Origin of the sequence: Nocardioides sp., from assembly GCF_025965415.1 — a bacterium.
Lineage (GTDB): Bacteria > Actinomycetota > Actinomycetes > Propionibacteriales > Nocardioidaceae > Nocardioides.
The window spans coordinates 72,933-91,741 of sequence record NZ_JAOPWY010000168.1; the positions used below are offsets into that span (position 1 = coordinate 72,933).

Below are 18,809 nucleotides of genomic sequence, written 5' to 3' on the forward strand. Positions count from 1 at the left end.
CCAGCGCTCAGGCCTTCGCGACCTCGACCGCGACCTCGTCCGCGTCGGCGTACGACACGCTGGTCGCGAGCGTCTCCTCGGCGATCAGGGCCTCGTGGGCCCGGGCCGCGTCGAGCGTCGCGGCCGGTCCGCTGACGGTGAGCGCGATCCGGTCGCTGACCTGGAGGCCGGCGTCCTTGCGCGCCTGCTGGACCGCGCGGACCAGGTCGCGGGCGGTGCCCTCGGCCTCGAGCTCGGGCGTCACCGCGGTGTCGAGGACGACGAAGCCGCCTCGCGGCAGCATGCCGATCGCGGTCTCCTCCTGGGAGGTGCCGGCGACGGTCTCGAGGGCGTACTCCCCCTCGACGAGCGCGAGCCCGCCGGCGGTGACCGTGCCGTCCTCGGCCACCGACCAGTCGCCGGACTTGGAGCCCTTGATCGCGAGCTGGACGTCCTTGCCCAGCCGCGGTCCGGCGGCCCGGGCGTTGACGGTGAGCCGCTGCGAGACGCCGTACGCCGCCGCCTCCGGGGCGTCGGGCGCGAGCAGCTCGACACCCTTGAGGTTCAGCTCGTCGGCCACCAGCGAGTCGAAGCCGGTCAGGTCGGCCTCGGAGACCACCGTGAGCCTCGACAGCGGCAGGCGGTTGCGGAGGTTGGCGGCCTTGCGCAGCGCCGAGCCCGCCGAGCAGACGTCGCGGACGGTGTCCATCGAGGCGACCAGCGCCTCGTCGGCCGGGAGGTCCGTGGCCGCGGGCCAGTCGGTGAGGTGCACCGAGCGCTCACCGGTCAGGCCGCGCCACACCTCCTCGGTGGTCAGGGGCATCAGCGGAGCCGTGACCCGGCAGACGACCTCGAGCACCGTGTAGAGGGTGTCGAAGGCGTCGGCGTCCTCGTCCCAGAACCGCTCGCGGGAGCGACGGATGTACCAGTTGGTGAGCACGTCGAGGAAGCTGCGCGTCGAGTCGCACGCCGCGGCCACCTCGTAGTTGTCGAGTTGGTCGGTCATCGCGGCGACGTAGTCGCGCAGCTTGGCCAGGATGTAGCGGTCCATCGGGTGCGCGCTGTCGGTGCGCCACGTGGCGTCGTAGCCGCCGTCGCCGGCCGCGTTGGCGTACAGGCTGAAGAAGGACCAGCTGTTCCACAGCGGGATCAGCACCTGCCGCACCGAGTCGCGGATGCCCTGCTCGGTGACCACGAGGTTGCCGCCACGCAGGATCGGGCTCGACATGAGGAACCAGCGCATCGCGTCGGCGCCGTCGCGGTCGAAGACCTCGCGCACGTCGGGGTAGTTGCGCAGGCTCTTGGACATCTTCTGGCCGTCGTTGCCGAGCACGATGCCGTGGCTCAGGCACGTCGAGAACGCCGGCCGGTCGAAGATCGCGCCGGCCAGGACGTGCATCGTGTAGAACCAGCCGCGGGTCTGGCCGATGTACTCGACGATGAAGTCACCGGGGAAGTGGTGCTCGAACCAGTCCTTGTTCTCGAACGGGTAGTGCACCTGGGCGAACGACATCGAGCCCGAGTCGAACCAGACGTCGAGGACGTCGGTGACGCGGCGCATCGTGGACTGGCCCTCCTCGGGCGAGCGAGGGTCGTCGGGGTTGGGACGGGTCAGCTCGTCGACGAACGGCCGGTGCAGGTCGGGGTTGCCGTCCTTGTCGACCGGCAGCCGGCCGAAGTCGCGCTCGATCTCCTCGAAGGAGCCGTAGACGTCGAGGCGCGGGTAGTGCTCGTCGTCGGACTTCCACACCGGGACCGGCGAGCCCCAGAAGCGGTTGCGGGTGATCGACCAGTCGCGGGCGTTCTCCAGCCACTTGCCGAACTGGCCGTCCTTGATGTGCTCGGGCACCCAGCGGATGTCCTGGTTGAGCGCGATCAGGCGCTCCTTGACCTTGGTGACCTCGACGAACCACGACGAGACGCCCTTGTAGATCAGGGGCTGCCGGCAGCGCCAGCAGTGCGGGTAGGAGTGGTCGTAGGTCTCGCGTCGCACCAGCACGGTGCCGGGCGTGACCGACCCGGTGGGCCCCTCGCCGCGGGTCGCGGCCTTGAGGTGGTCGATGATCTGGAGGTTGGCCTCGAAGACCTGCATGCCCTCGTAGTCGATGACCGGGAACGTGAAGCGACCGTCCTTGCCGACCGGCATGACCGCCTCGATGCCCTCGCGGTCGGTGACGACCTTGTCGTCCTCACCGAAGGCGCCGGCGGTGTGCACCAGCCCGGTGCCGTCGGTGGTCGTGACGAACTCGGCGGGCACGAGCCGGAAGGCGCGCTCGTGACCGGCGTAGTAGGTGAACGGCGGGGCGTACTCCAGGCCGACCAGCTCGGCGCCGGTGTGGCGGGAGACGACCGTGGGCTCGTCGGCGTCGGGATAGAGCTCGCGCTTGTACGACGCCAGGCGGGCGTCGGCGATCAGGTAGCGCTCGGGACTGCCGGTGGGCGCGGCGGACTCCACGACGACGTACTCGATGTCCTCGCCGACCATCACGGCGAGGTTGGAGGGCAGGGTCCACGGGGTCGTCGTCCAGACGAGCACCTTGACGTGCTGGAGCTCGCCGGGGGTGGTGACGTCGTAGCCGACGGTGACGGCCGGGTCCTGGCGCATCTGGTAGACGTCGTCGTCCATCCGCAGCTCGTGGTTGGACAGCGGCGTCTCGTCCTGCCAGCAGTAGGGCAGCACCCGGAAGCCCTCGTAGACCAGGCCCTTTTCGTGCAGCTGCTTGAAGGCCCACATGACCGACTCCATGAACTCGGGGTTCATCGTGCGGTAGTCGTTGTCGAAGTCGACCCAGCGGGCTTGGCGGGTGACGTAGTCGCGCCACTCGCCGGTGTACTTCAGCACCGACTGGCGGCAGGCCTCGTTGAACTTCTCGATGCCCAGCTCGACGATCTCGTCGGTGGTCTTGATGCCGTTGAGGCGCATCGCCTCCAGCTCGGCGGGCAGCCCGTGGGTGTCCCAGCCGAAGCGGCGCTCCACCTTGCGCCCGCGCATGGTCTGGTAGCGCGGGATGAGGTCCTTGACGTAGCCGGTGAGCAGATGGCCGTAGTGCGGCAGGCCGTTGGCGAAGGGCGGGCCGTCGTAGAACACGAACTCGTTGCCGCCGTCCTCGCCGCCGTCGCGCTGCTCGACGCTCGCACGGAAGGTGTCGTCGGCCTCCCAGTAGGCCAGCACTGCTTCCTCGATCGCCGGGAAGCGGGGGCTGGACGCCACGCCCTGTGCTGCCTGGTCCTGGGCGGTGTGGCTCACCTTGGGGTACGTCATGCGGCTTCTCGGCTCTCTCGCGGTTGACCAACCGCGAGGACGACTGCGCCGAACCGGCGCGACCGCGGTACCACCTCGCTTGGGACCGGAGTCCCCACTCGTGTCGGCTGTGTCGGGCCGGACCCGCCGGGTTCTAGTGAGGTGCCGGCCGGATCGCCGTACCCGTTCTTCCCGAGGCTCGCCGCTGATGACGGCTCAGACGCCTGCCTGGATCGTACGGCGCCCGCGATCGGCCGCGCCAATCGATTGCGCCGTAGCGACGGTGGATGTCAAGGAACCTTGACACCGTGGCTGGGGTGCGCCATCCTTCATGTCAAAGAAGTCTTACATCACCGCACCGACACCACGCAGGGGGACCCATGACCGAGATCCGCACCCGATGGCTCATCACCGGCGCAGTGGGGGTGGCCCTGGCCGCGCTGACCGGCACCCTCGCGGCCTATGCACAGACCGGCGGGGCGGACACCCTCCGCCTGGTGACCTTCGGCGTGATGTCGCTGCCGTGCTGGCTCGGCCTGGCCTCCTTGCTGCTCACGAAGGACGACCGTCCCGAGCACCACGAGGACTCGGTCGAGATGCAGTGGATCACCCAGGCCACGAGCGGAGCGTTCCTCGACCTGCTCCTCGTCCTGGGCATCGCCACCGCCGCCACCGCCGTGCTCGGCACCGATCCGGTCCCCACCGTGGCGTTCGTGGTCGTCGCGATGGCGGACAGCGCTGCGCGCTACGCGATCCTGCAGCGCCGGGAGGGCTGATGGACAACCGGCTCAAGGCGCTGCGGGAGCAGGCACGGCTCTCGCAGGCCGAGTGCGCCGAGGCGCTCGGGGTGTCGCGTCAGACGGTCATCTCGATCGAGAAGGGGCACTTCGATCCGCGGCTGTCGCTCGCCTTCCGCATCGCGGCGCTCTTCGAGGTCCCCGTCGACCAGGTGTTCGTCCCGGACGCCTGACGCACCCAATCCGGTTGCACGACCTCGGTGTGTGCCGGTTGGCTGACCCCATGACGAACGCGGCGTACGACGGCATGTGGCTGCCCGCCGACCAGGATCCGCGGATGGTGGACCTGCAGCCCACGCGCGGCGAGCGCGAGTGCCTGGTCGGCTACCTCGAGCACTACCGCGGCACCCTCGCGCTGAAGTGCGACGGGCTGAGCGCCGAGCAGCTGGCGACAAAGGCGGTGCCGCCGTCCAACATCTCGCTGCTCGGGCTGGTGCGCCACATGGCCCGCGTCGAGCAGAGCTGGTTCCGCCGGGTGATCGAGGACCGGATGGACCTCCCGCGACTGTTCCAGGACGAGGCCGAGGATGCCGGGTTCAACTTCCCCGAGGCCGACGACGACCTGGTGCGTGAGTCGCACGCGCGGTGGCAGGAGGAGATCTCCCATGCACGCGAGGTGCTCGACCGCACCGATCTCGACGCCGTCGTCGACGTCCACGGGGAGCCGACCGAGGTGCGCGACATCGTCGTCCACATGATCGAGGAGTACGCCCGCCACTGCGGCCACGCCGACCTGGTGCGCGAGTGCGTCGACGGGCGCGCGGGCCAGTAGACCACCGCCCGGACGCGTGGGGCGGCGTCCGTAGGCTGTGCGCGTGACTGCTGCCTCCGGCTACGGCCTGCTGACCCTCCACGGCGACACCGTCCTCGACGCCTGGTTCCCCTCCCCCGTCCTCGGCGCGACCGAGGGTGAGGCGCCCGAGGAGCTGACCTACCTCGACGGCGGCGTCGACGACATGCGCGGGGTGGTGCGCGAGCTGCGGCTCGTGGAGATCGCGGACCTCGACGCCGCGCCCGCCTCGACGGAGGACGTCTGGCTGCGGCTCCACCTGCTCTCTCACCGCCTCGTCCAGCCGCACGGCGTCAACCTCGACGGCATCTTCGGGCTGCTCACCAACGTCGTGTGGACCAGCGCCGGCCCGTGCTCCGTCGAGGGCTTCGAGCAGGTCCGCGCCAGGCTGCGCACCGTCGTCCCCGGCCACGTCGTGCAGGTCTTCGGCGTCGACAAGTTCCCCCGCATGACCGACTACGTCGTGCCCAGCGGCGTACGCATCGCCGACGCCGACCGCGTGCGCCTGGGCGCCCACCTCGCCGAGGGCACGACCGTCATGCACGAGGGCTTCGTCAACTTCAACGCCGGCACCCTCGGCGCCTCCATGGTCGAAGGCCGGATCTCCGCCGGCGTCGTGGTCGGCGACGGGTCCGACATCGGCGGCGGCTCGTCCATCATGGGCACGCTGTCGGGCGGCGGCAAGGAGGTCATCTCCGTCGGCGAGCGCTGCCTGATCGGCGCCAACGCCGGCATCGGGATCTCCCTCGGCGACGACTGCGTCGTCGAGGCCGGTTGCTACGTCACCGCCGGCACCAAGGTGACGGTCACCGACCTCGACGGCACGCCCCAGGTGGTGAAGGCCGCGACGCTCTCGGGCGTCGACAACATCCTGTTCCGCCGCAACTCGGTCACGGGCGCCATCGAGGCGGTGCCGTGGAAGGGCGACGGCATCGCGCTCAACGCCGCCCTGCACGCCAACTAGACGACGCCCGGCATGCCGTTCCTGCGTTCGGCGGCTATCGGCGCGGTGGTCGCGCTCGGCGCCGTGGCGACCGCGCTGGTCCTCGTCGACCGCGGCGGCGTGCCGTCCATCCTCGACACCAGCGGGTGCACCGCCGAGGTGGACGGGCACAGCGTCGACATCGACCTCGAGCAGGCCGAGAACGCCGCGCTGATCACGGCGATCTCGATCGAGCGCGGCATGCCCGCGCGGGCCGCCAGCATCGCCCTGGCCACGGCCTTCCAGGAGTCGAAGCTCTACAACATCGACTACGGCGACCGGGACTCCGTCGGGCTGTTCCAGCAGCGCCCGTCGCAGGGATGGGGCTCGGTCGAGCAGCTGCTGGACCCGGTCTACGCGACCAACGCCTTCTTCGACGCGCTGGCCAGGATCGACGGCTACCGCGAGATGGAGATCACCGAGGCCGCCCAGGCGGTGCAGCGCTCGGCCTACCCGGACGCCTACGCCGACCACGAGGAGGACGGGCGCGCCCTCGCGTCCGCGCTGACCGGCAACTCACCGGAGACCATGTGGTGCGACGTGCCGGGCGACGCCGACGAGGCCCCCGACACGCTGGACGAGAGCGGGCTGGTGGACCGCGCGGCCGTCGTACGCCGTGACCTCGAGGCGCGCTTCGGCTCGCTGTCGCTCGGCGGCTTCGAGCCCGAGGGCGTCTCGACCGGGCACATGGAGGGATCCGCGCACTACGAGGGCCGCGCGATCGACATCTTCTTCCGTCCGATCAGCGCGGCGAACAGGCAGCGCGGCTGGGCGATGGCGACCTACCTCGTCGCCAACGCCGACCGCCTCGACATCAACACGCTCATCTTCGACGACCGCATCTGGCACGCCGGGTCGCGCTCGGGCGACGGGTGGACCGACTACCGCGTCCCGTCGTCGTCCCGCGGCGACCAGGCGATCCTCGAGCACCGCGACCACGTCCACGTCGACGTGATCGACTGACCCGACCCTTCCCCGACCTGCCCCGACCTGACCTGCCCCGGCCGCGCCGTCAGCGGGCCCGCAAAGTGAAGACCTCCTCCTGCATCAGGGGCCGCACCGTCCGGCGCGAATCGCGCCGGCGCTGACGTAGTCGCGCAGCGAGTCACCGGTGAGCGCGTTGCCCAGGGCGGCGACGATCATCCCCTGGCGAGCGAGAGGTTCCGGGTCCGGTGGGGCTGGCGGGACGCCTGTGTCAGGCGGTGAGGCGGGAGGCCGCGGCCTCGACCCGCTCGTCGGTCGCGGTGAAGGCGACCCGCACGTGCTCGCGGCCCGACGGTCCGTAGAACTCGCCCGGCGCGACGAGGATGCCCCGCTCGGCGAGGTCGGACACCGTCGTCCAGCAGTCCTCGCCACGGGTGGCCCAGAGGTAGAGCGACGCCTCGGAGTGGTCGACGCGGAAGCCCGCGGACTCCAGGGCCCCGCGCAGCCGGGACCGGCGGGCGGCGTACCTCGCGTGCTGCTCGGCCACGTGAGCGTCGTCGTCGAGCGCGGCGACCATGGCGCGCTGCTGCGGGCCGGGCATCTGCAGGCCGAGGTTCTTGCGGACCGCGAGCAGCTCGCCGACGAGGGCGGGGTCGCCGGCCACGAAGGCGCAGCGGTAGCCCGCGAGGTTGGAGCGCTTGGACAGCGAGTGGACGGCGAGGATGCCCCTCAGCGAGCCGCCGTTGACCTCGGGATCGAGGATCGACCGCGGCGCCTCGCCCTCCCAGGCGCACTCGAGGTAGCACTCGTCGGAGACGAGGATCGTGCCGCGCTCGCGGCTCCAGTCGACGACCTTGCGGAGGTGGTCGAGCGGCAGCACGCGGCCGCTGGGGTTGGCCGGGCTGTTGATCCACAGCAGCCGCGGCGTGCGCGGACCGAACGCGGTCAGCGAGTCGGTGGCGAGGCTGTCGGCACCCGCCAGCGCCGCGCCGACCTCATACGTCGGGTAGGCCAGGGCGGGATAGCCGATGAGGTCACCGGGGCCGATGCCCAGGTGCACCGCCATCGAGCCGATCAGCTCCTTGGAGCCGATGACCGGCAGCACCCCGTCGAGGCCGAGGCCGCTCACGCCGTGGCGGCGTGCCAGCCAGTCGATCGCGGCCTGCCGCGTCGCCTCGAGGCCGATGGTCGTCGGGTAGCCCGGCGAGTCGGCCGCGGCCCGCAGCGCGTCCTGGACGACCGCCGGGGTGGGGTCGACCGGGGTGCCGACCGACAGGTCGCAGACGCCGTCGGGGTGGGCCCGCGCCATCGCGGCATGGGCGGTGAGCTTGTCCCAGGGGAAGTCCGGGAGCCGGCCGGAGACCGGCCCCCTGGCCTGGGAGGCAGTCACTCGTCGTGCTCCTGCGGGGGCAGCGCGGCGACGAGCTCGTGGTCCTTGTCGATGACGCCCATCTTGGCGGCGCCGCCGGGCGAGCCGAGGTCGTCGAAGAAGTGGACGTTGGCGTCGTAGAAGCCCTTCCACTCCTCCGGGGTGTCGTCCTCGTAGAAGATCGCCTCGACCGGGCACACGGGCTCGCAGGCGCCGCAGTCGACGCACTCGTCGGGGTGGATGTAGAGCATCCGCTTGCCCTCGTAGATGCAGTCGACGGGGCACTCGTCGACGCACGCGCGGTCCTTGAGGTCGACGCACGGCTGGGCGATGACGTAGGTCACCAGGTCCTCCTGAAGACGGCTGGGCACGGATGGGGGCGTACGCGGTTCACTCTAGTATCCGGGGCGTGGTCGACACGACGGAACCCCACGGCGCCGAGACGAACGTGGGCAGGCACGGCCTCGGCCCGCACGTCGTGGGGCAGCGGATCGTGGTGCGCCACCTGCTCCCCGACGGCTCCGCCACCGACGTCCTCGGCACCTGTACGGCGTGGGGCGCGGACTCCCTGACGGTCGATCGCGACGGCCACGGTGTCGTGGTGGTCCCGCTGTCCGCGGTGGTGACCGGGAAGCCGGTGCCGCCCCGCGCGTCCGTGCGGGCGCGGGTCTCGGCGCGCGAGGTGGAGCTGCACTCCTTCGCCGACTGGCCCCAGGTCACCCGCGAGCCGCTGGGCGAGTGGATCGTCCGCAGCGCGCCGCCGATGGGCGGCCGGCTGCTCAAGCGGGCCAACTCCGCCCTCGCGATGGGCGACCCCGGGGTGCCGCTCGACGAGGCGTCGGCCCGCGTGCGGGCGTCGTACGAGGGGCTGGGGCGTACGCCGCTGGCGCAGGTCGAGCGCGACGGCGACGTCGAGCAGGGGCTGCGCGAGCTCGGCTGGGAGCCCTTCGGGGTGGGCGACTCCGCCACGATGCTCACCGGCGTGGCCGGTGCCGTGCGCGCCCTGGGTGGCCGCGGGGCGGACGACCCCGAGGTCGTCGAGCAGGGCGACCGGCTGACCGTGCGGCTCCGCGGCGGCGCGGCCTCCGGCGAGGCGTCGCTGGACGGTGACTGGCTGTGCCTGCACTCGCTCCACGTGGAGGCCGAGCACCGCAGGCAGGGCCTGGCCACGGGCGTGATCGCTGAGCTGCTCGACTGGGGGGCGTCCCGCGGAGCGCGTACGGCGTGGCTGCACGTGGAGAGCGACAACGAGGCGGGGACGGCGCTCTACGACGGGCTCGGGTTCCGCACCCACCACCTGAACCGCTACCTCGTCATGCGCGGCTGAACAGCCGCTGCGAGACGCGCAGCACCCTGCTCCACATCAGTCGCTGCAGCACCAGCACCACGATTCCGGCCACCACCATCCCGGCGATGTTGACCGCCAGCTGCGCGATCGAGCCGCGCATCTCCGACGGGGCCCACGTGCCGATGGCCAGGGCCAGGTTGCCGGCGGCGGGCACGGTGGTGACGGAGATGAAGACTCCCACCATTGCGTTGGCGCGGGCCGTGGTCAGGGCCAGCACCCCGGCGGCGCCGGCGATCAGGGCGACGATGAAGGACCACCGGTCCGGGTGCCAGATGAAGCCGGTCTGCGGGCGGGGCCGGGTCACCATGTCGGTGGACACCAGCCCGGTGAGCGAGGCGACCAGGCTGAGCAGAGCGACGACCGCGATGGCGACAGCGAAGCTCATCAGCAGCAGCCGCACGGCCCGCCAGGTCAGTCCGGCACGCCCGAGGACGATCCCCGTGGCGATGGCGGCGACGGTGCCGAACTCGGGTCCGACCACCATGGCGCCGATGACGAGCACCGAGGAGTCGGTGACGACGGCGATCGCCGCCAGGAGCGTCGCGAGCACGAGGAAGACGTGGAACGACACGGTCGGCCGGCTGGCGGCGTAGCACTGCTCGATCACCGACTCCCAGATCACCGCGTCGTCCGGATCGCCGGGCGCCGAGCGCTCCAGGCGCCGCGCGGCGGCGAACGGGGTCGCCGTCGGGGTGGTGACCAGGATGCCGCCGGTCTCGTGCAGCCCCAGGGCCTTGAGCCGGTCGAGCAGCTCGCCGACCAGCTCGCGCGCCACGTCGCACTCGACCAGGTCGCCTTCGGGGGCCAGCGAGGCTCCCCGGGTCACGGTGAGGTTGGCGGAACGGTCCTCGTGCATGAGCAGGGAGACGACGTCGTCGCTCAGCGTGGTCGGCACGGTGAGTCGCAGGTGCACGAGCATGGCGCCGACCCTAGACCGGGCGGGCGGCGCAAAACCGGTCGCCACCCGCGACCCTGCGTCCTACGCTTGTCCCGACGAGCGTGGGGCCTGACGAACCCCCTCCCCGGCGGGGCAGAGCAGCGGTCGTCCGCGCGTACGGCGTCACCGACGAGAGGCCGGGACCCCGCGGGGATCCGCCGGCGAAGGTGTGGTGGCACCGCGACGTAGCCCCCGCCCACACCTCCAGGGCCTCACGACCCAGGAGGATCCATGACCACCCCACGGACGAGAACGCTCTGCCACGACCTGTCCATCTCGACTCCCGGCAGCGAGGTCACCCTCGAGGGCTGGGTGCACCGTCGCCGAGCGCTGTCCCGCGTCACCTTCCTCGTGCTGCGCGACCGCAGCGGCCTCGCCCAGGTGGTGCTGCCGGCAGGTGCCGCCGTACCTCCCGAGGAGACCACCGTCCGTGTCATCGGCACGGCCACCCCCAACGCCCAGGCGCCCGGCGGCGTCGAGGTCACCGACCCGAGGGTGGAGCCACTGACCGAGGACGCCCTCACACCCCCGGCGGAGCTGTGGCGCCCGTCCCTCGACGTCTCGCTGTCGACGCTGCTCGACCACGCACCCGTGCTGTGGCGCCACCCCGCCCAGCGGGCCCGGTGGGAGCTCGCGGCCGCATCGCTGCGCGGCTTCCGGTCTACCCTCGACGGGCTCGGCTTCACCGAGGTCGCGACCCCGAAGTTCGTCGAGTCGGCCACGGAGTCGGGGGCCAACGTGTTCGCCGTCGACTACTTCGGGCGCCCGGCCTACCTCGCGCAGAGCCCGCAGTTCTACAAGCAGCAGCTGGTGGGTGTCTTCGAGCGGGTCTACGAGGTGGGGCCGGTGTTCCGCGCCGAGCCGCACGACACCGTCCGGCACCTCGCGGAGTACCGCTCGCTCGACGTCGAGCTCGGCTTCATCGACGACCACCGTGACGTGCTGCGCATCCTGCGGGAGGTGCTGGCCGGGGTGGTGGGCGCGGTCGCGCAGGAGGACTCGGCCCTCGCGCGCACCGGCGCCGGTTGCCGGTCGTGCCCGAGGAGATCCCGGTCGTGCACTTCGCCGACGCGCTCGCCCTGGTCGGCGCCCCGGCCGACGAGCCCGACCTCGCGCCCGAGCACGAGCGCGCCCTCGGCGCGTGGGCGCTCGCCGAGCACGGCTCCGAGCTGCTGGCCGTCGAGGGCTACCCGATGACCAAGCGACCCTTCTACACGCACCCGCAGCCCGGCGACGGACGGTGGTCCAACAGCTTCGACCTGCTCTTCCGCGGGCTCGAGCTGGTGACGGGCGGCCAGCGCCTCCACCGGCTCTCGGACTACGAGGCGGCCATCCGGGCCCGCGGCGAGGACCCGGCGGCGTACGACGCCTACCTGCAGGCCTTCCGGCACGGGATGCCCCCGCACGGCGGGTTCGCGATCGGGCTGGAGCGCTGGGTGGGCCGCCTGGTGGAGGCGACCAACATCCGCGAGGTCACGCTCTTCCCGCGCGACCTGCACCGCCTGACGCCCTAGGACCTCGAGCACGACACGCTCGCTCCGCTCGCTGCTCGACCAGCGGTGCTCGTCACTCGTCGACGGCGTCGGGGTTGGTGCAGATCACCGTGTCGCTGGGCGTGTAGGTCGTGTGGAAGACCTCGTCGTCGCGCGACCCGGTGTTGGCGCCGACGGGCGTGAAGTAGCGGACGACGTCGATGTCGAAGCCGCCGTAGCCGGTGTTGGCGTGGCAGGTCAGGCTGTCGATCCGGCGCGTCTTGGCCGGGGTGAGGTTGTAGCGCTCACCGGTGCTGGTCGTGATGTCCCACCACTTCGTGGAGTACATGCTGACCGTGGCGACGCCGGACGACGAGGGCGTGGACGGCGTGACGCTGGCCTGGATCAGGACACCGTACGGCGTGTCGTTGGTGAAGCGCAGGTCGACCGCACCCCAGGCGACCGTGGCCTCGCGCCCGACCGGGTAGCGGTCGATGTAGAAGGAGTGCGGCTTGTGCTCGACGTCCTCGAGGCCGGCGAAGAACATCGCGTTGAAGGTCGTGGTCGCCATCTGGGAGACGCCGCCGCCGAGGTCCTGGACGAGGATGCCGTCGCTGATGACGTAGCCCTTGGTGAAGCCGTTGGCCTCGGTGCGCTCGCCGACCGTGTCGTTGAGGGAGAAGGTCTCGCCCGGCTTGAGCAGCGTGCCGTTGATGAGCTCGGCGGCGCGGCCGATGTTGATGTTGCGGTACTCGGCGTAGGGGAAGTAGGTCGTGAAGGTCGACACCTGCTCGGTGACCTTCAGCGCGCGGGCGTCCTTGGTGGTGAACGCCGGCCGCGCGACCTTGGCGGTGAGCGCGAGCGTCCGCTGGCCCTGCGGCTGGGCGACCGCGGCGAGGAAGCCCGACTCGAGCTCGGCCTGGTCGAAGGTCACGCCGGGCTTGGCGGGGATCACCTGCGGGCGCCCGCCGACCAGGGCGATGGTCGCGTCGATCGGGGCACCGTTGGTGACCCGGGAGGCCACCACCTCGGACAGCTTCGCCGCGTCGAGGGTCGGCACCAGCTCGCCGTCGGTGGGCACCAGGCTGAGGGCCGCCGTGTAGTCGCCCGGGAAGACCTTGACGTCGGAGCCCTCGAAGCTGAGCACCACCGGCGCTGCGACGGCCGGCGACGCGAAGGCGTCGAGCGCCTCCTGGACGTCACCCTCGTCGATGGCGGGGACCACGTCCGCCATCTCCAGCGCCACGGCATCGGGGGCGTCCGCGAGGAACGCGCCGCGCAGGGCCGCCAGCGTGGTCGCGGGGTCGAGGGCCGCTCCGGTGCGGGCCTCGGTCGTGGTGACCCGGTTGCCCTCGAAGCCGACGGCACCGTCGCGCGGAGCCGCGCCGTACTGCTCGTCGAGGGTCGCGAGGTAGGCGTTGAAGGTGGCGTCGTCGACCGTGACCTCGGCCTCGAACGTGTCGCCGCCGGTGAAGTAGTTCCAGAGCCGGACCGGGTCCCAGCTCTCCTCGCCCCCGGCCTCGGCGACCGAGGCGTCGTAGTCGACCTGCAGGCCGGCGGCGGCCGGGTCGATCGCGACCGGCTGGCCGTCGACGGTGGTGGTGATGTCACGCGCGACCTTGTCGGCCAGGCCGGCCTCGAGCCGCTGCGCCGCCTCGGCCTGGGGGTGCCCTCCGATGCGGACACCGGAGACGGTCGTGTTGCGCGGGACCTTGTCGCCGGCGGCGTAGTGCGCGACGACGTACAGCCCGCCGAAGAGCACCACGAGGCCGAGCAGCAACCACACGACGACGGAGGCGCCCGCCTTGTCGCGGGGCTGCCCGTCAGTGCTCTGGGGGTTCGTCGCCACGGCGCGAGTTTAGGTGGCCGGACCCCGAACTCCGTGATCCTCGGCGTGCCCCCGACGCGACCCCACGGTCACCAGCGCGGCGACGAGCAGCACGAAGGAGCCCGCCAGGAACGACCAGCCGGGAGCATCGGAGCCGATGAGGAAGCCGCCCGCCGGTCGCTCCAGCGTGCCCCGCGTGACGACCAGGCACCAGCCGACCGCGAAGGCGACGCGTGCGACGCCGGGCGGCAGCCACCCGAGCACCACCAGTCCGGTCCCGAGCGCGAGCGCCAGCCCCCACCAGTGCTGGTGGACGAGTGTGCCGGCCACGCCGGAGACCGCCCCCACGGGCAGGGCCAGCAGCAACCTCACAGACCGGCGAAGAGGTCCTCCTCGAACCCGTCGGCGTCCAGCGGGCCGGGGGTGCCCTTCACCAGGCGGTAGTACTCCTCGGACCACCACGAGTGGCCGCTCTCGGCGCCGGAGAAGAACGGTCCGTCGGTCTGGACCTGGGTGGCGTGCTTGGCGAGCGCGTCCATCTTGCGACCGACGGTCTCCTTGCCGTCGACGCGGGCGCTGATCAGCTCGTCGGGGGTCACGAACGGCGGCAGCTTGCCGTCGGGCTCCATCCCGGCGAACGTCTCGGTGTCGCCGGCCTCGCGCAGCGCGCGGAGGCTCTCGCGCATCCGCGACTCGCTCATCGCGGTCCAGTAGACCTTCGCGATGTCGTGCGGCTCGCCGAGGTCGAGCCTGTACGACGGCGCCGCCGCCAGCATGGCGCCGTACATCGCCACGCGGTGCGCCTGGATGTGGTCGGGGTGGCCGTAGCCGCCGAACTGGTCGTAGGTCACGAGCACCTGGGGTCGCACCTCGCGGATGACCTTGACCAGCTCGTCGGCGGCCTCGGTGAGGTCTGCGTGCCAGAACGCGCTGTCCGGGACGACCTCGGCGGCGATCGCGTGGCCGTCCTCGTGCCAGGCCATGCCGGAGTCGTGGAAGCGCCCGAAGCCCCCGAGGAAGCGGTGGTCGGTCACGCCGAGCACCTTCATCGCCTCGTCGAGCTCGCCGCGGCGGTGCTCGCCGAGCCCGCCCTGGTCGTCGTAGGCCAGGTAGGCCAGGTCGGGGACGAGCACCTCGCCCATCTCGCCGGCGGTGCAGGTGACGAGCGTGACGCCCGCGCCCTCGTCGACGTAGCGGGCCATGGTGGCCCCGTTGTTGATGGACTCGTCGTCGGGGTGGGCGTGGACGAGCAGGAGGCGACGGTCGGTCATGGGCTCCAGCCTAGGTCGGGGCGCTTGACCCGCTTCGGCGCGGCCGGGAGGACGAGCGGCGGCGCGATCGGCGGCGCGTCGTCCTCCTCGTCGAGCCACCCGTCGTGAGTGTCGACCAGCACCTCGAGCATGAAGGCCGGCGCGTCGCTCACCACCGCCCACGGGTGGCCCTCGTCGTCGTCCTCGCCCGCGAGCCGCTCGCGCTCGATGGTCGCCTCGAAGCCGTCTGCGCGCAACCGCGCGACGACCGCCTGCGCGTCGTCCTCGTCGAAGAAGATGGCTCTCACGGGGATCATTGTCCCCTCCCCGGCCTTCCCCACCCGAGTAGTCCGCATCAACTGACTCCCTCGAGCAGTCCCCCGAGGAGCCTCTTGATGCGGACTATCCGCACCACGGGCGGGTCAGAGGCCGTGCGCCGCGGCCCACCCGGGCCACCACGCGGGCTGTTCCAGCGTCCACAGGCGATCGGCCGGGCGGCGGAACTGCGACCGGCTGCGAGCCGCGTGCATGCGCTTGGCGACCAGGTCACGGTCGGCCAGATCACCGCCGACCACCTCGAAACACTCGAGGCCGGCGTCGCGCAGGCCCTGCTCACGCGCCACGTCCCTGCGGTGCCTGTCCCCGTCCTTGTGCTCCGCTCCTTGGTACTCGCCGACGCACCCCGCCTCCGGGTCGAACAGATCCACGATCGCGATGAGGTGGCCGCTGAGGTCGAACACCGGGACATTGCACAGCGGACGCGCCAGACCCGCATCCAGGATCCAGGTGAGTGCCATCCCCACCTCGGGTCGCGACCAGCACCCGAGTCCGGCGAGGGTGACCGCCTCGCGCGCGAAACCGATGCCCGCCCACGGGTTCCGCGTCGCCACGTAGGCGGCGAACTCGTCGAACGTCAGCAGTCCGGCCGCGACGGCGACCTCGATGTCGGCGACCGCCTGGCGGAGCCGACGGTGTCGGCGTACCTCGTCGAACAGGGCCCTCGCGGGCGTCGTCACCCAGATCCCGTCCACGAGCTCGCGTTCGGCCGTCGCAAGCTGCTCACGACGAACATCCACCCGGGCATCCGGCCGGAGCAACGCTGCTCCGGTGATCAGGGGCACCGGGGCAAACGCACCTGCTGGAGCCTGCGCGGCAGCGTCGAAGTACCGCGCACCACGGAACCGAAGACCGGCCCAGCCCGTGACCGCCCCATGCGATCGGATGCGCGCTCCCTGCTCAAGGATGTGCTGATGGATGGACTGTTGCGTCGAGGCCGGGACGTACCTGCCCCGTGAGGTCTGCCGCCATCGTGGACCGCGCGCCTGGTTGCGCGTCGGGCCCTTTTTGCCTGTCGGGTCCAGACCAAGAGGGACCACGAGGCCGTTGGGCCGCGGTTGCCATGCAGAAGGTCGCTGATCGTCCATCCGCCAAGCGCAGCCGTCTCCGCCGACGCCTGAGGAGGCTCGCATGCGCTCCCTGTGGACGACACCCTCGGAAGCTGCCCTGGGGACGAAGGGCGGCCCGCGATTCCCGACGCCCCCCGGATAGTCCGCATCAACTGACTCGTCGTACGAGGCGGCAGACGAGCCACTTGATGCGGACTACCCCGAGGGGGGAACGGGAGGACCACCGCGACCCCGCCCGTGGCTAGGGTCGATGACATGCGTCCCCCCGGCGAGCCCGACCCGTCCCGCCCCACCGCCTCGGAGTCGCCGTACGTCGAGGGCGTGCACCTGCAGCGCACGGACGAGAACGTCCGCGAGATCGCCGCGCTGGCGGAGGTGCTGGGCGAGCCGACGGGCCTCGACGGGCTGCTCGGCGACCTGAAGTACGGCGTCCGCCGGGCGCGCATGCCGCGGCTGCTGGGGCGGGCGGTGCGGGAGGCGTACCGCTGGGACGCCTACGACGAGCGCGACGAGCTCTGGTACCCGCAGGGCATCTCGACCAGCGCCGACGCCTCCGACACCGAGGCCTTCCAGACCCGGGCCGGCGACGGGCGCCGGCTGGTGGTGGCGACCTGGTACAGCACCGGCAAGGACGGCATCAAGCGCGGGTCGCGGGTCACCTTCGTCGACCTCGACTCGGGCACCTACCGCCACGTCCTGCTGGTCTCACCCGTCTTCGACGAGGACGGCCACCTCGTCCTCAAGCCGATGAGCATCCACGCCGGCGGCGTGGTCTGGGCCGGGCCCTACCTCCACATCGCGGCCACCAACCGCGGCTTCGTCACGGCCCGGGTCGACGACATCATGCGCGTCGTCGGTGACGACGACCACCCGGACAAGCTGGGCCTCGAGGGCAACCGGCTCCACTCCTTCGGCCACCGCTACGTCCTGCCGGTGCGCTTCACCTACCAGGCCTACACCGACGAGGGCCACGAGAAGCTCCGCTACTCGTTCATGTCCCTCGACCGGCGCTCGGACCCGCCCGCGCTGGTCGCCGGTGAGTACGCCCTCGGCCCGGACGCCACGACCCGCCTGGCCCGATACCCCCTCGACCCGCAGACGTGGCAGCTCGCGGTCGGCGACGACGGGTTCTCCCGGCCCCTCGCCATCGACGAGGGCGGCGTGCGGCAGATGCAGGGCGCGGTGATCGCAGCCGGCCGCTACCACGTCACCGTCTCCCACGGGCCCTGGATGCCCGGGACCGTGTGCTCGGGTGAGCCCGGCTCGATGCGCGTCCACCGCTGGGCGCTGCCGATGGGGCCCGAGGACCTGAGCTACTGGCCGTCGACCGACCGGCTCTGGTCGATCACCGAGCACCCGCGACGCCGCTGGATCGTGGCGATGGACCGCAAGTGGTTCGACTGACCGCCTAGGTGTGATGCCCAGGCACGTTGGTCGAGATCCTGCGACGACACGGTCTGATCTGTAGATGGGCGAAGGCCTCCCCGGTGTGGAGTGGAGCTATCTAGGAACCGCTCCGCCACCCAGGAGGCCTTCGTGTCACACGCTACCCATGCCAATGCGGCGCTGACCCCTCGCTCGCGACTTCGACTCGCTCGTCTCATCGTTGATCGGGGCTGGCCTCCGGCCCGCGCAGCGGAGCGCTACGACGTCTCGTGGCGCACCGCGAAGAAGTGGGCTGACCGTTACCGCGACGAGGGTCCGGCCGGGATGCTGGATCGGTCCTCGGCACCACATCGTGTGCCGAATCGAACGCCGGCGCCGGTGGTGCGCAAGATCGTGCACCTGCGCTGGAAGCAACGACTCGGCCCGGTCGAGATCGGCGACCGGCTCGGTATGCCCTCCTCAACCGTGCACGCGGTCCTGGTCCGCTGCCGACTCAACCGCCTCACCCACATCGACCGCGCCACCGGCGAGCCGATCCGCCGCTACGAACACGAGCACCCTGGCGACCTGATCCATGTCGACGTCAAGAAGCTCGGCCGTGTCCCTGACGGTGGCGGCTGGCGTTACGTCGGACGCCAGCAAGGTGAGAAGAACCGGTCATCAACCGTTGCTCGCACCGGCACACCGCGGACAAAGTCGCGCAACCCCGTGATCGGGATCTGCTACTTGCACACCGTGATCGACGACCACTCCCGCGTCGCGTACGTCGAAGCGCGTGATGACGAGACGAAGGAGACCGCCACGGACGTGCTGCGCAATGCGGTGGCCTGGTTCGCCGAGCGTGGCGTCACCGTGCAGAGGGTGCTGAGCGACAACGGCAGCTGCTACAAGTCGAACCTGTGGCGTGACACTTGCCTCGAGCTAGGGATCACGCCGAAGAAGACCCGGGCCTACCGGCCGCAGACCAACGGCAAGATCGAGCGCTTCCACCGCACCCTTGTCGAGGGCTGGGCCTTCAAGAAGTTCTACAACTCCGAATCCGCCCGACTCGCCGCTCTGCCAGCATGGATCCACGAGTACAACCACCACCGGCCCCACTC

The 18,809-nt window shown here is 71.4% G+C and carries 19 protein-coding genes; 10 read left to right on the plus strand and 9 right to left on the minus strand.

Annotated elements, in window-relative coordinates; all coding sequences use genetic code 11:
* Positions 1–7: 7 nt before the first annotated feature.
* On the minus strand, positions 8–3,241 hold the full coding sequence (gene ileS / locus JWN97_RS17895; protein ID WP_297625852.1) for an isoleucine--tRNA ligase: 3,234 nt from the start codon (positions 3,239–3,241) through the stop codon (positions 8–10).
* 359 nt (positions 3,242–3,600) lie between these two features.
* On the opposite strand from ileS, the gene JWN97_RS17900 reads away from it, so the two are divergent.
* Genes JWN97_RS17900 through JWN97_RS17920 form a run of 5 tightly spaced genes read left to right on the plus strand, consistent with a single transcriptional unit; the run spans position 3,601 to position 6,752 of the window.
* A complete protein-coding gene (locus JWN97_RS17900; protein WP_297625856.1) occupies positions 3,601–3,996 on the plus strand; it encodes a hypothetical protein in 396 nt (131 codons plus the stop codon).
* Positions 3,996–4,190: a helix-turn-helix transcriptional regulator gene (locus JWN97_RS17905; protein WP_297625859.1), complete on the plus strand. Its 195-nt coding sequence runs from the start codon at positions 3,996–3,998 to the stop codon at positions 4,188–4,190. The genes JWN97_RS17900 and JWN97_RS17905 overlap by 1 nt, the downstream gene beginning before the upstream one ends.
* Before the next feature lie 50 nt (positions 4,191–4,240).
* Positions 4,241–4,789 (plus strand): DinB family protein, encoded by a 549-nt coding sequence (locus tag JWN97_RS17910; RefSeq protein WP_297625861.1) that lies wholly within the window; start codon positions 4,241–4,243, stop codon positions 4,787–4,789.
* 43 nt (positions 4,790–4,832) lie between these two features.
* On the plus strand, positions 4,833–5,771 hold the full coding sequence (gene dapD / locus JWN97_RS17915; RefSeq protein ID WP_297625863.1) for a 2,3,4,5-tetrahydropyridine-2,6-dicarboxylate N-succinyltransferase: 939 nt from the start codon (positions 4,833–4,835) through the stop codon (positions 5,769–5,771).
* A 12-nt stretch (positions 5,772–5,783) separates the two neighbouring features.
* Positions 5,784–6,752, plus strand: a complete 969-nt coding sequence (locus JWN97_RS17920; RefSeq protein WP_297625866.1) for a hypothetical protein — start codon at positions 5,784–5,786, stop codon at positions 6,750–6,752.
* Positions 6,753–6,984: 232 nt separating this feature from the next.
* Here the strand turns inward: JWN97_RS17920 and dapC are convergent, their stop codons facing one another.
* Both dapC and fdxA read right to left on the minus strand, forming a co-directional pair.
* Positions 6,985–8,103: a succinyldiaminopimelate transaminase gene (gene dapC, locus JWN97_RS17925; RefSeq protein WP_297625869.1), complete on the minus strand. Its 1,119-nt coding sequence runs from the start codon at positions 8,101–8,103 to the stop codon at positions 6,985–6,987.
* On the minus strand, positions 8,100–8,426 hold the full coding sequence (fdxA, locus tag JWN97_RS17930; RefSeq protein ID WP_135266447.1) for a ferredoxin: 327 nt from the start codon (positions 8,424–8,426) through the stop codon (positions 8,100–8,102). The genes dapC and fdxA overlap by 4 nt, the downstream gene beginning before the upstream one ends.
* Before the next feature lie 65 nt (positions 8,427–8,491).
* Here fdxA and JWN97_RS17935 point away from each other — a divergent pair, with 65 nt between their 5' ends.
* Positions 8,492–9,409 carry a GNAT family N-acetyltransferase gene (locus JWN97_RS17935; RefSeq protein WP_297625872.1) on the plus strand — a complete coding sequence of 306 codons (918 nt, stop codon included), beginning with the start codon at positions 8,492–8,494 and terminating at the stop codon, positions 9,407–9,409.
* Here the strand turns inward: JWN97_RS17935 and JWN97_RS17940 are convergent.
* Complete coding sequence (locus JWN97_RS17940; RefSeq protein ID WP_297625875.1) at positions 9,396–10,349, minus strand: DUF389 domain-containing protein; 954 nt, start codon at positions 10,347–10,349, stop codon at positions 9,396–9,398. The two genes, JWN97_RS17935 and JWN97_RS17940, sit on opposite strands and share 14 nt — an antisense overlap.
* A 249-nt stretch (positions 10,350–10,598) precedes the next feature.
* On the opposite strand from JWN97_RS17940, the gene JWN97_RS17945 reads away from it, so the two are divergent.
* Entirely contained in the window at positions 10,599–11,564 is a 966-nt protein-coding gene (locus JWN97_RS17945; RefSeq protein ID WP_297625878.1) for an amino acid--tRNA ligase-related protein, read from the plus strand.
* Complete coding sequence (locus JWN97_RS17950) at positions 11,447–11,881, plus strand: amino acid--tRNA ligase-related protein (protein WP_297625908.1); 435 nt, start codon at positions 11,447–11,449, stop codon at positions 11,879–11,881. The genes JWN97_RS17945 and JWN97_RS17950 overlap by 118 nt, the downstream gene beginning before the upstream one ends.
* A 52-nt stretch (positions 11,882–11,933) precedes the next feature.
* Here the strand turns inward: JWN97_RS17950 and JWN97_RS17955 are convergent, their stop codons facing one another.
* From JWN97_RS17955 to JWN97_RS17975, 5 genes are all read right to left on the minus strand, one after another.
* The gene (locus JWN97_RS17955) at positions 11,934–13,688 is read right to left on the minus strand and encodes a VanW family protein (RefSeq protein ID WP_297625881.1); all 1,755 of its coding nucleotides are present in this window, start codon (positions 13,686–13,688) and stop codon (positions 11,934–11,936) included.
* A gap of 9 nt (positions 13,689–13,697) precedes the next feature.
* A complete protein-coding gene (locus tag JWN97_RS17960) occupies positions 13,698–14,039 on the minus strand; it encodes a hypothetical protein (RefSeq protein ID WP_297625884.1) in 342 nt (113 codons plus the stop codon).
* Positions 14,036–14,938 carry an N-acetyl-1-D-myo-inositol-2-amino-2-deoxy-alpha-D-glucopyranoside deacetylase gene (gene mshB, locus JWN97_RS17965; protein ID WP_297625887.1) on the minus strand — a complete coding sequence of 301 codons (903 nt, stop codon included), beginning with the start codon at positions 14,936–14,938 and terminating at the stop codon, positions 14,036–14,038. The genes JWN97_RS17960 and mshB overlap by 4 nt, the downstream gene beginning before the upstream one ends.
* Positions 14,935–15,225, minus strand: a complete 291-nt coding sequence (locus tag JWN97_RS17970) for a hypothetical protein (RefSeq protein ID WP_297625890.1) — start codon at positions 15,223–15,225, stop codon at positions 14,935–14,937. The genes mshB and JWN97_RS17970 overlap by 4 nt, the downstream gene beginning before the upstream one ends.
* A 114-nt stretch (positions 15,226–15,339) precedes the next feature.
* Positions 15,340–16,341: a hypothetical protein gene (locus tag JWN97_RS17975; protein ID WP_297625893.1), complete on the minus strand. Its 1,002-nt coding sequence runs from the start codon at positions 16,339–16,341 to the stop codon at positions 15,340–15,342.
* Positions 16,342–16,578: 237 nt separating this feature from the next.
* Between JWN97_RS17975 and JWN97_RS17980 the strand changes: the two genes are divergently transcribed.
* Together JWN97_RS17980 and JWN97_RS17985 are read left to right on the plus strand one after the other, a co-directional pair.
* On the plus strand, positions 16,579–17,727 hold the full coding sequence (locus JWN97_RS17980; protein ID WP_297625896.1) for a hypothetical protein: 1,149 nt from the start codon (positions 16,579–16,581) through the stop codon (positions 17,725–17,727).
* A 132-nt stretch (positions 17,728–17,859) separates the two neighbouring features.
* Positions 17,860–18,809, plus strand: a 950-nt coding sequence (locus tag JWN97_RS17985) for an IS481 family transposase (protein WP_297625899.1), incomplete at its 3' end; no start/stop codon positions are given.

What these genes read in the sequence shown, in the direction of transcription:
- ileS (WP_297625852.1), bottom strand. Translation starts at nt 3,241, where the DNA reads ATGACGTACCCCAAGGTGAGCCACACCGCCCAGGACCAGGCAGCACAG.
- JWN97_RS17900 (WP_297625856.1), top strand. Translation starts at nt 3,601, where the DNA reads ATGACCGAGATCCGCACCCGATGGCTCATCACCGGCGCAGTGGGGGTG.
- JWN97_RS17905 (WP_297625859.1), top strand. Translation starts at nt 3,996, where the DNA reads ATGGACAACCGGCTCAAGGCGCTGCGGGAGCAGGCACGGCTCTCGCAG.
- JWN97_RS17910 (WP_297625861.1), top strand. Translation starts at nt 4,241, where the DNA reads ATGACGAACGCGGCGTACGACGGCATGTGGCTGCCCGCCGACCAGGAT.
- JWN97_RS17920 (WP_297625866.1), top strand. Translation starts at nt 5,784, where the DNA reads ATGCCGTTCCTGCGTTCGGCGGCTATCGGCGCGGTGGTCGCGCTCGGC.
- JWN97_RS17940 (WP_297625875.1), bottom strand. Translation starts at nt 10,349, where the DNA reads ATGCTCGTGCACCTGCGACTCACCGTGCCGACCACGCTGAGCGACGAC.
- JWN97_RS17945 (WP_297625878.1), top strand. Translation starts at nt 10,599, where the DNA reads ATGACCACCCCACGGACGAGAACGCTCTGCCACGACCTGTCCATCTCG.
- mshB (WP_297625887.1), bottom strand. Translation starts at nt 14,938, where the DNA reads ATGACCGACCGTCGCCTCCTGCTCGTCCACGCCCACCCCGACGACGAG.
- JWN97_RS17975 (WP_297625893.1), bottom strand. Translation starts at nt 16,341, where the DNA reads ATGGACGATCAGCGACCTTCTGCATGGCAACCGCGGCCCAACGGCCTC.
- JWN97_RS17980 (WP_297625896.1), top strand. Translation starts at nt 16,579, where the DNA reads ATGCGTCCCCCCGGCGAGCCCGACCCGTCCCGCCCCACCGCCTCGGAG.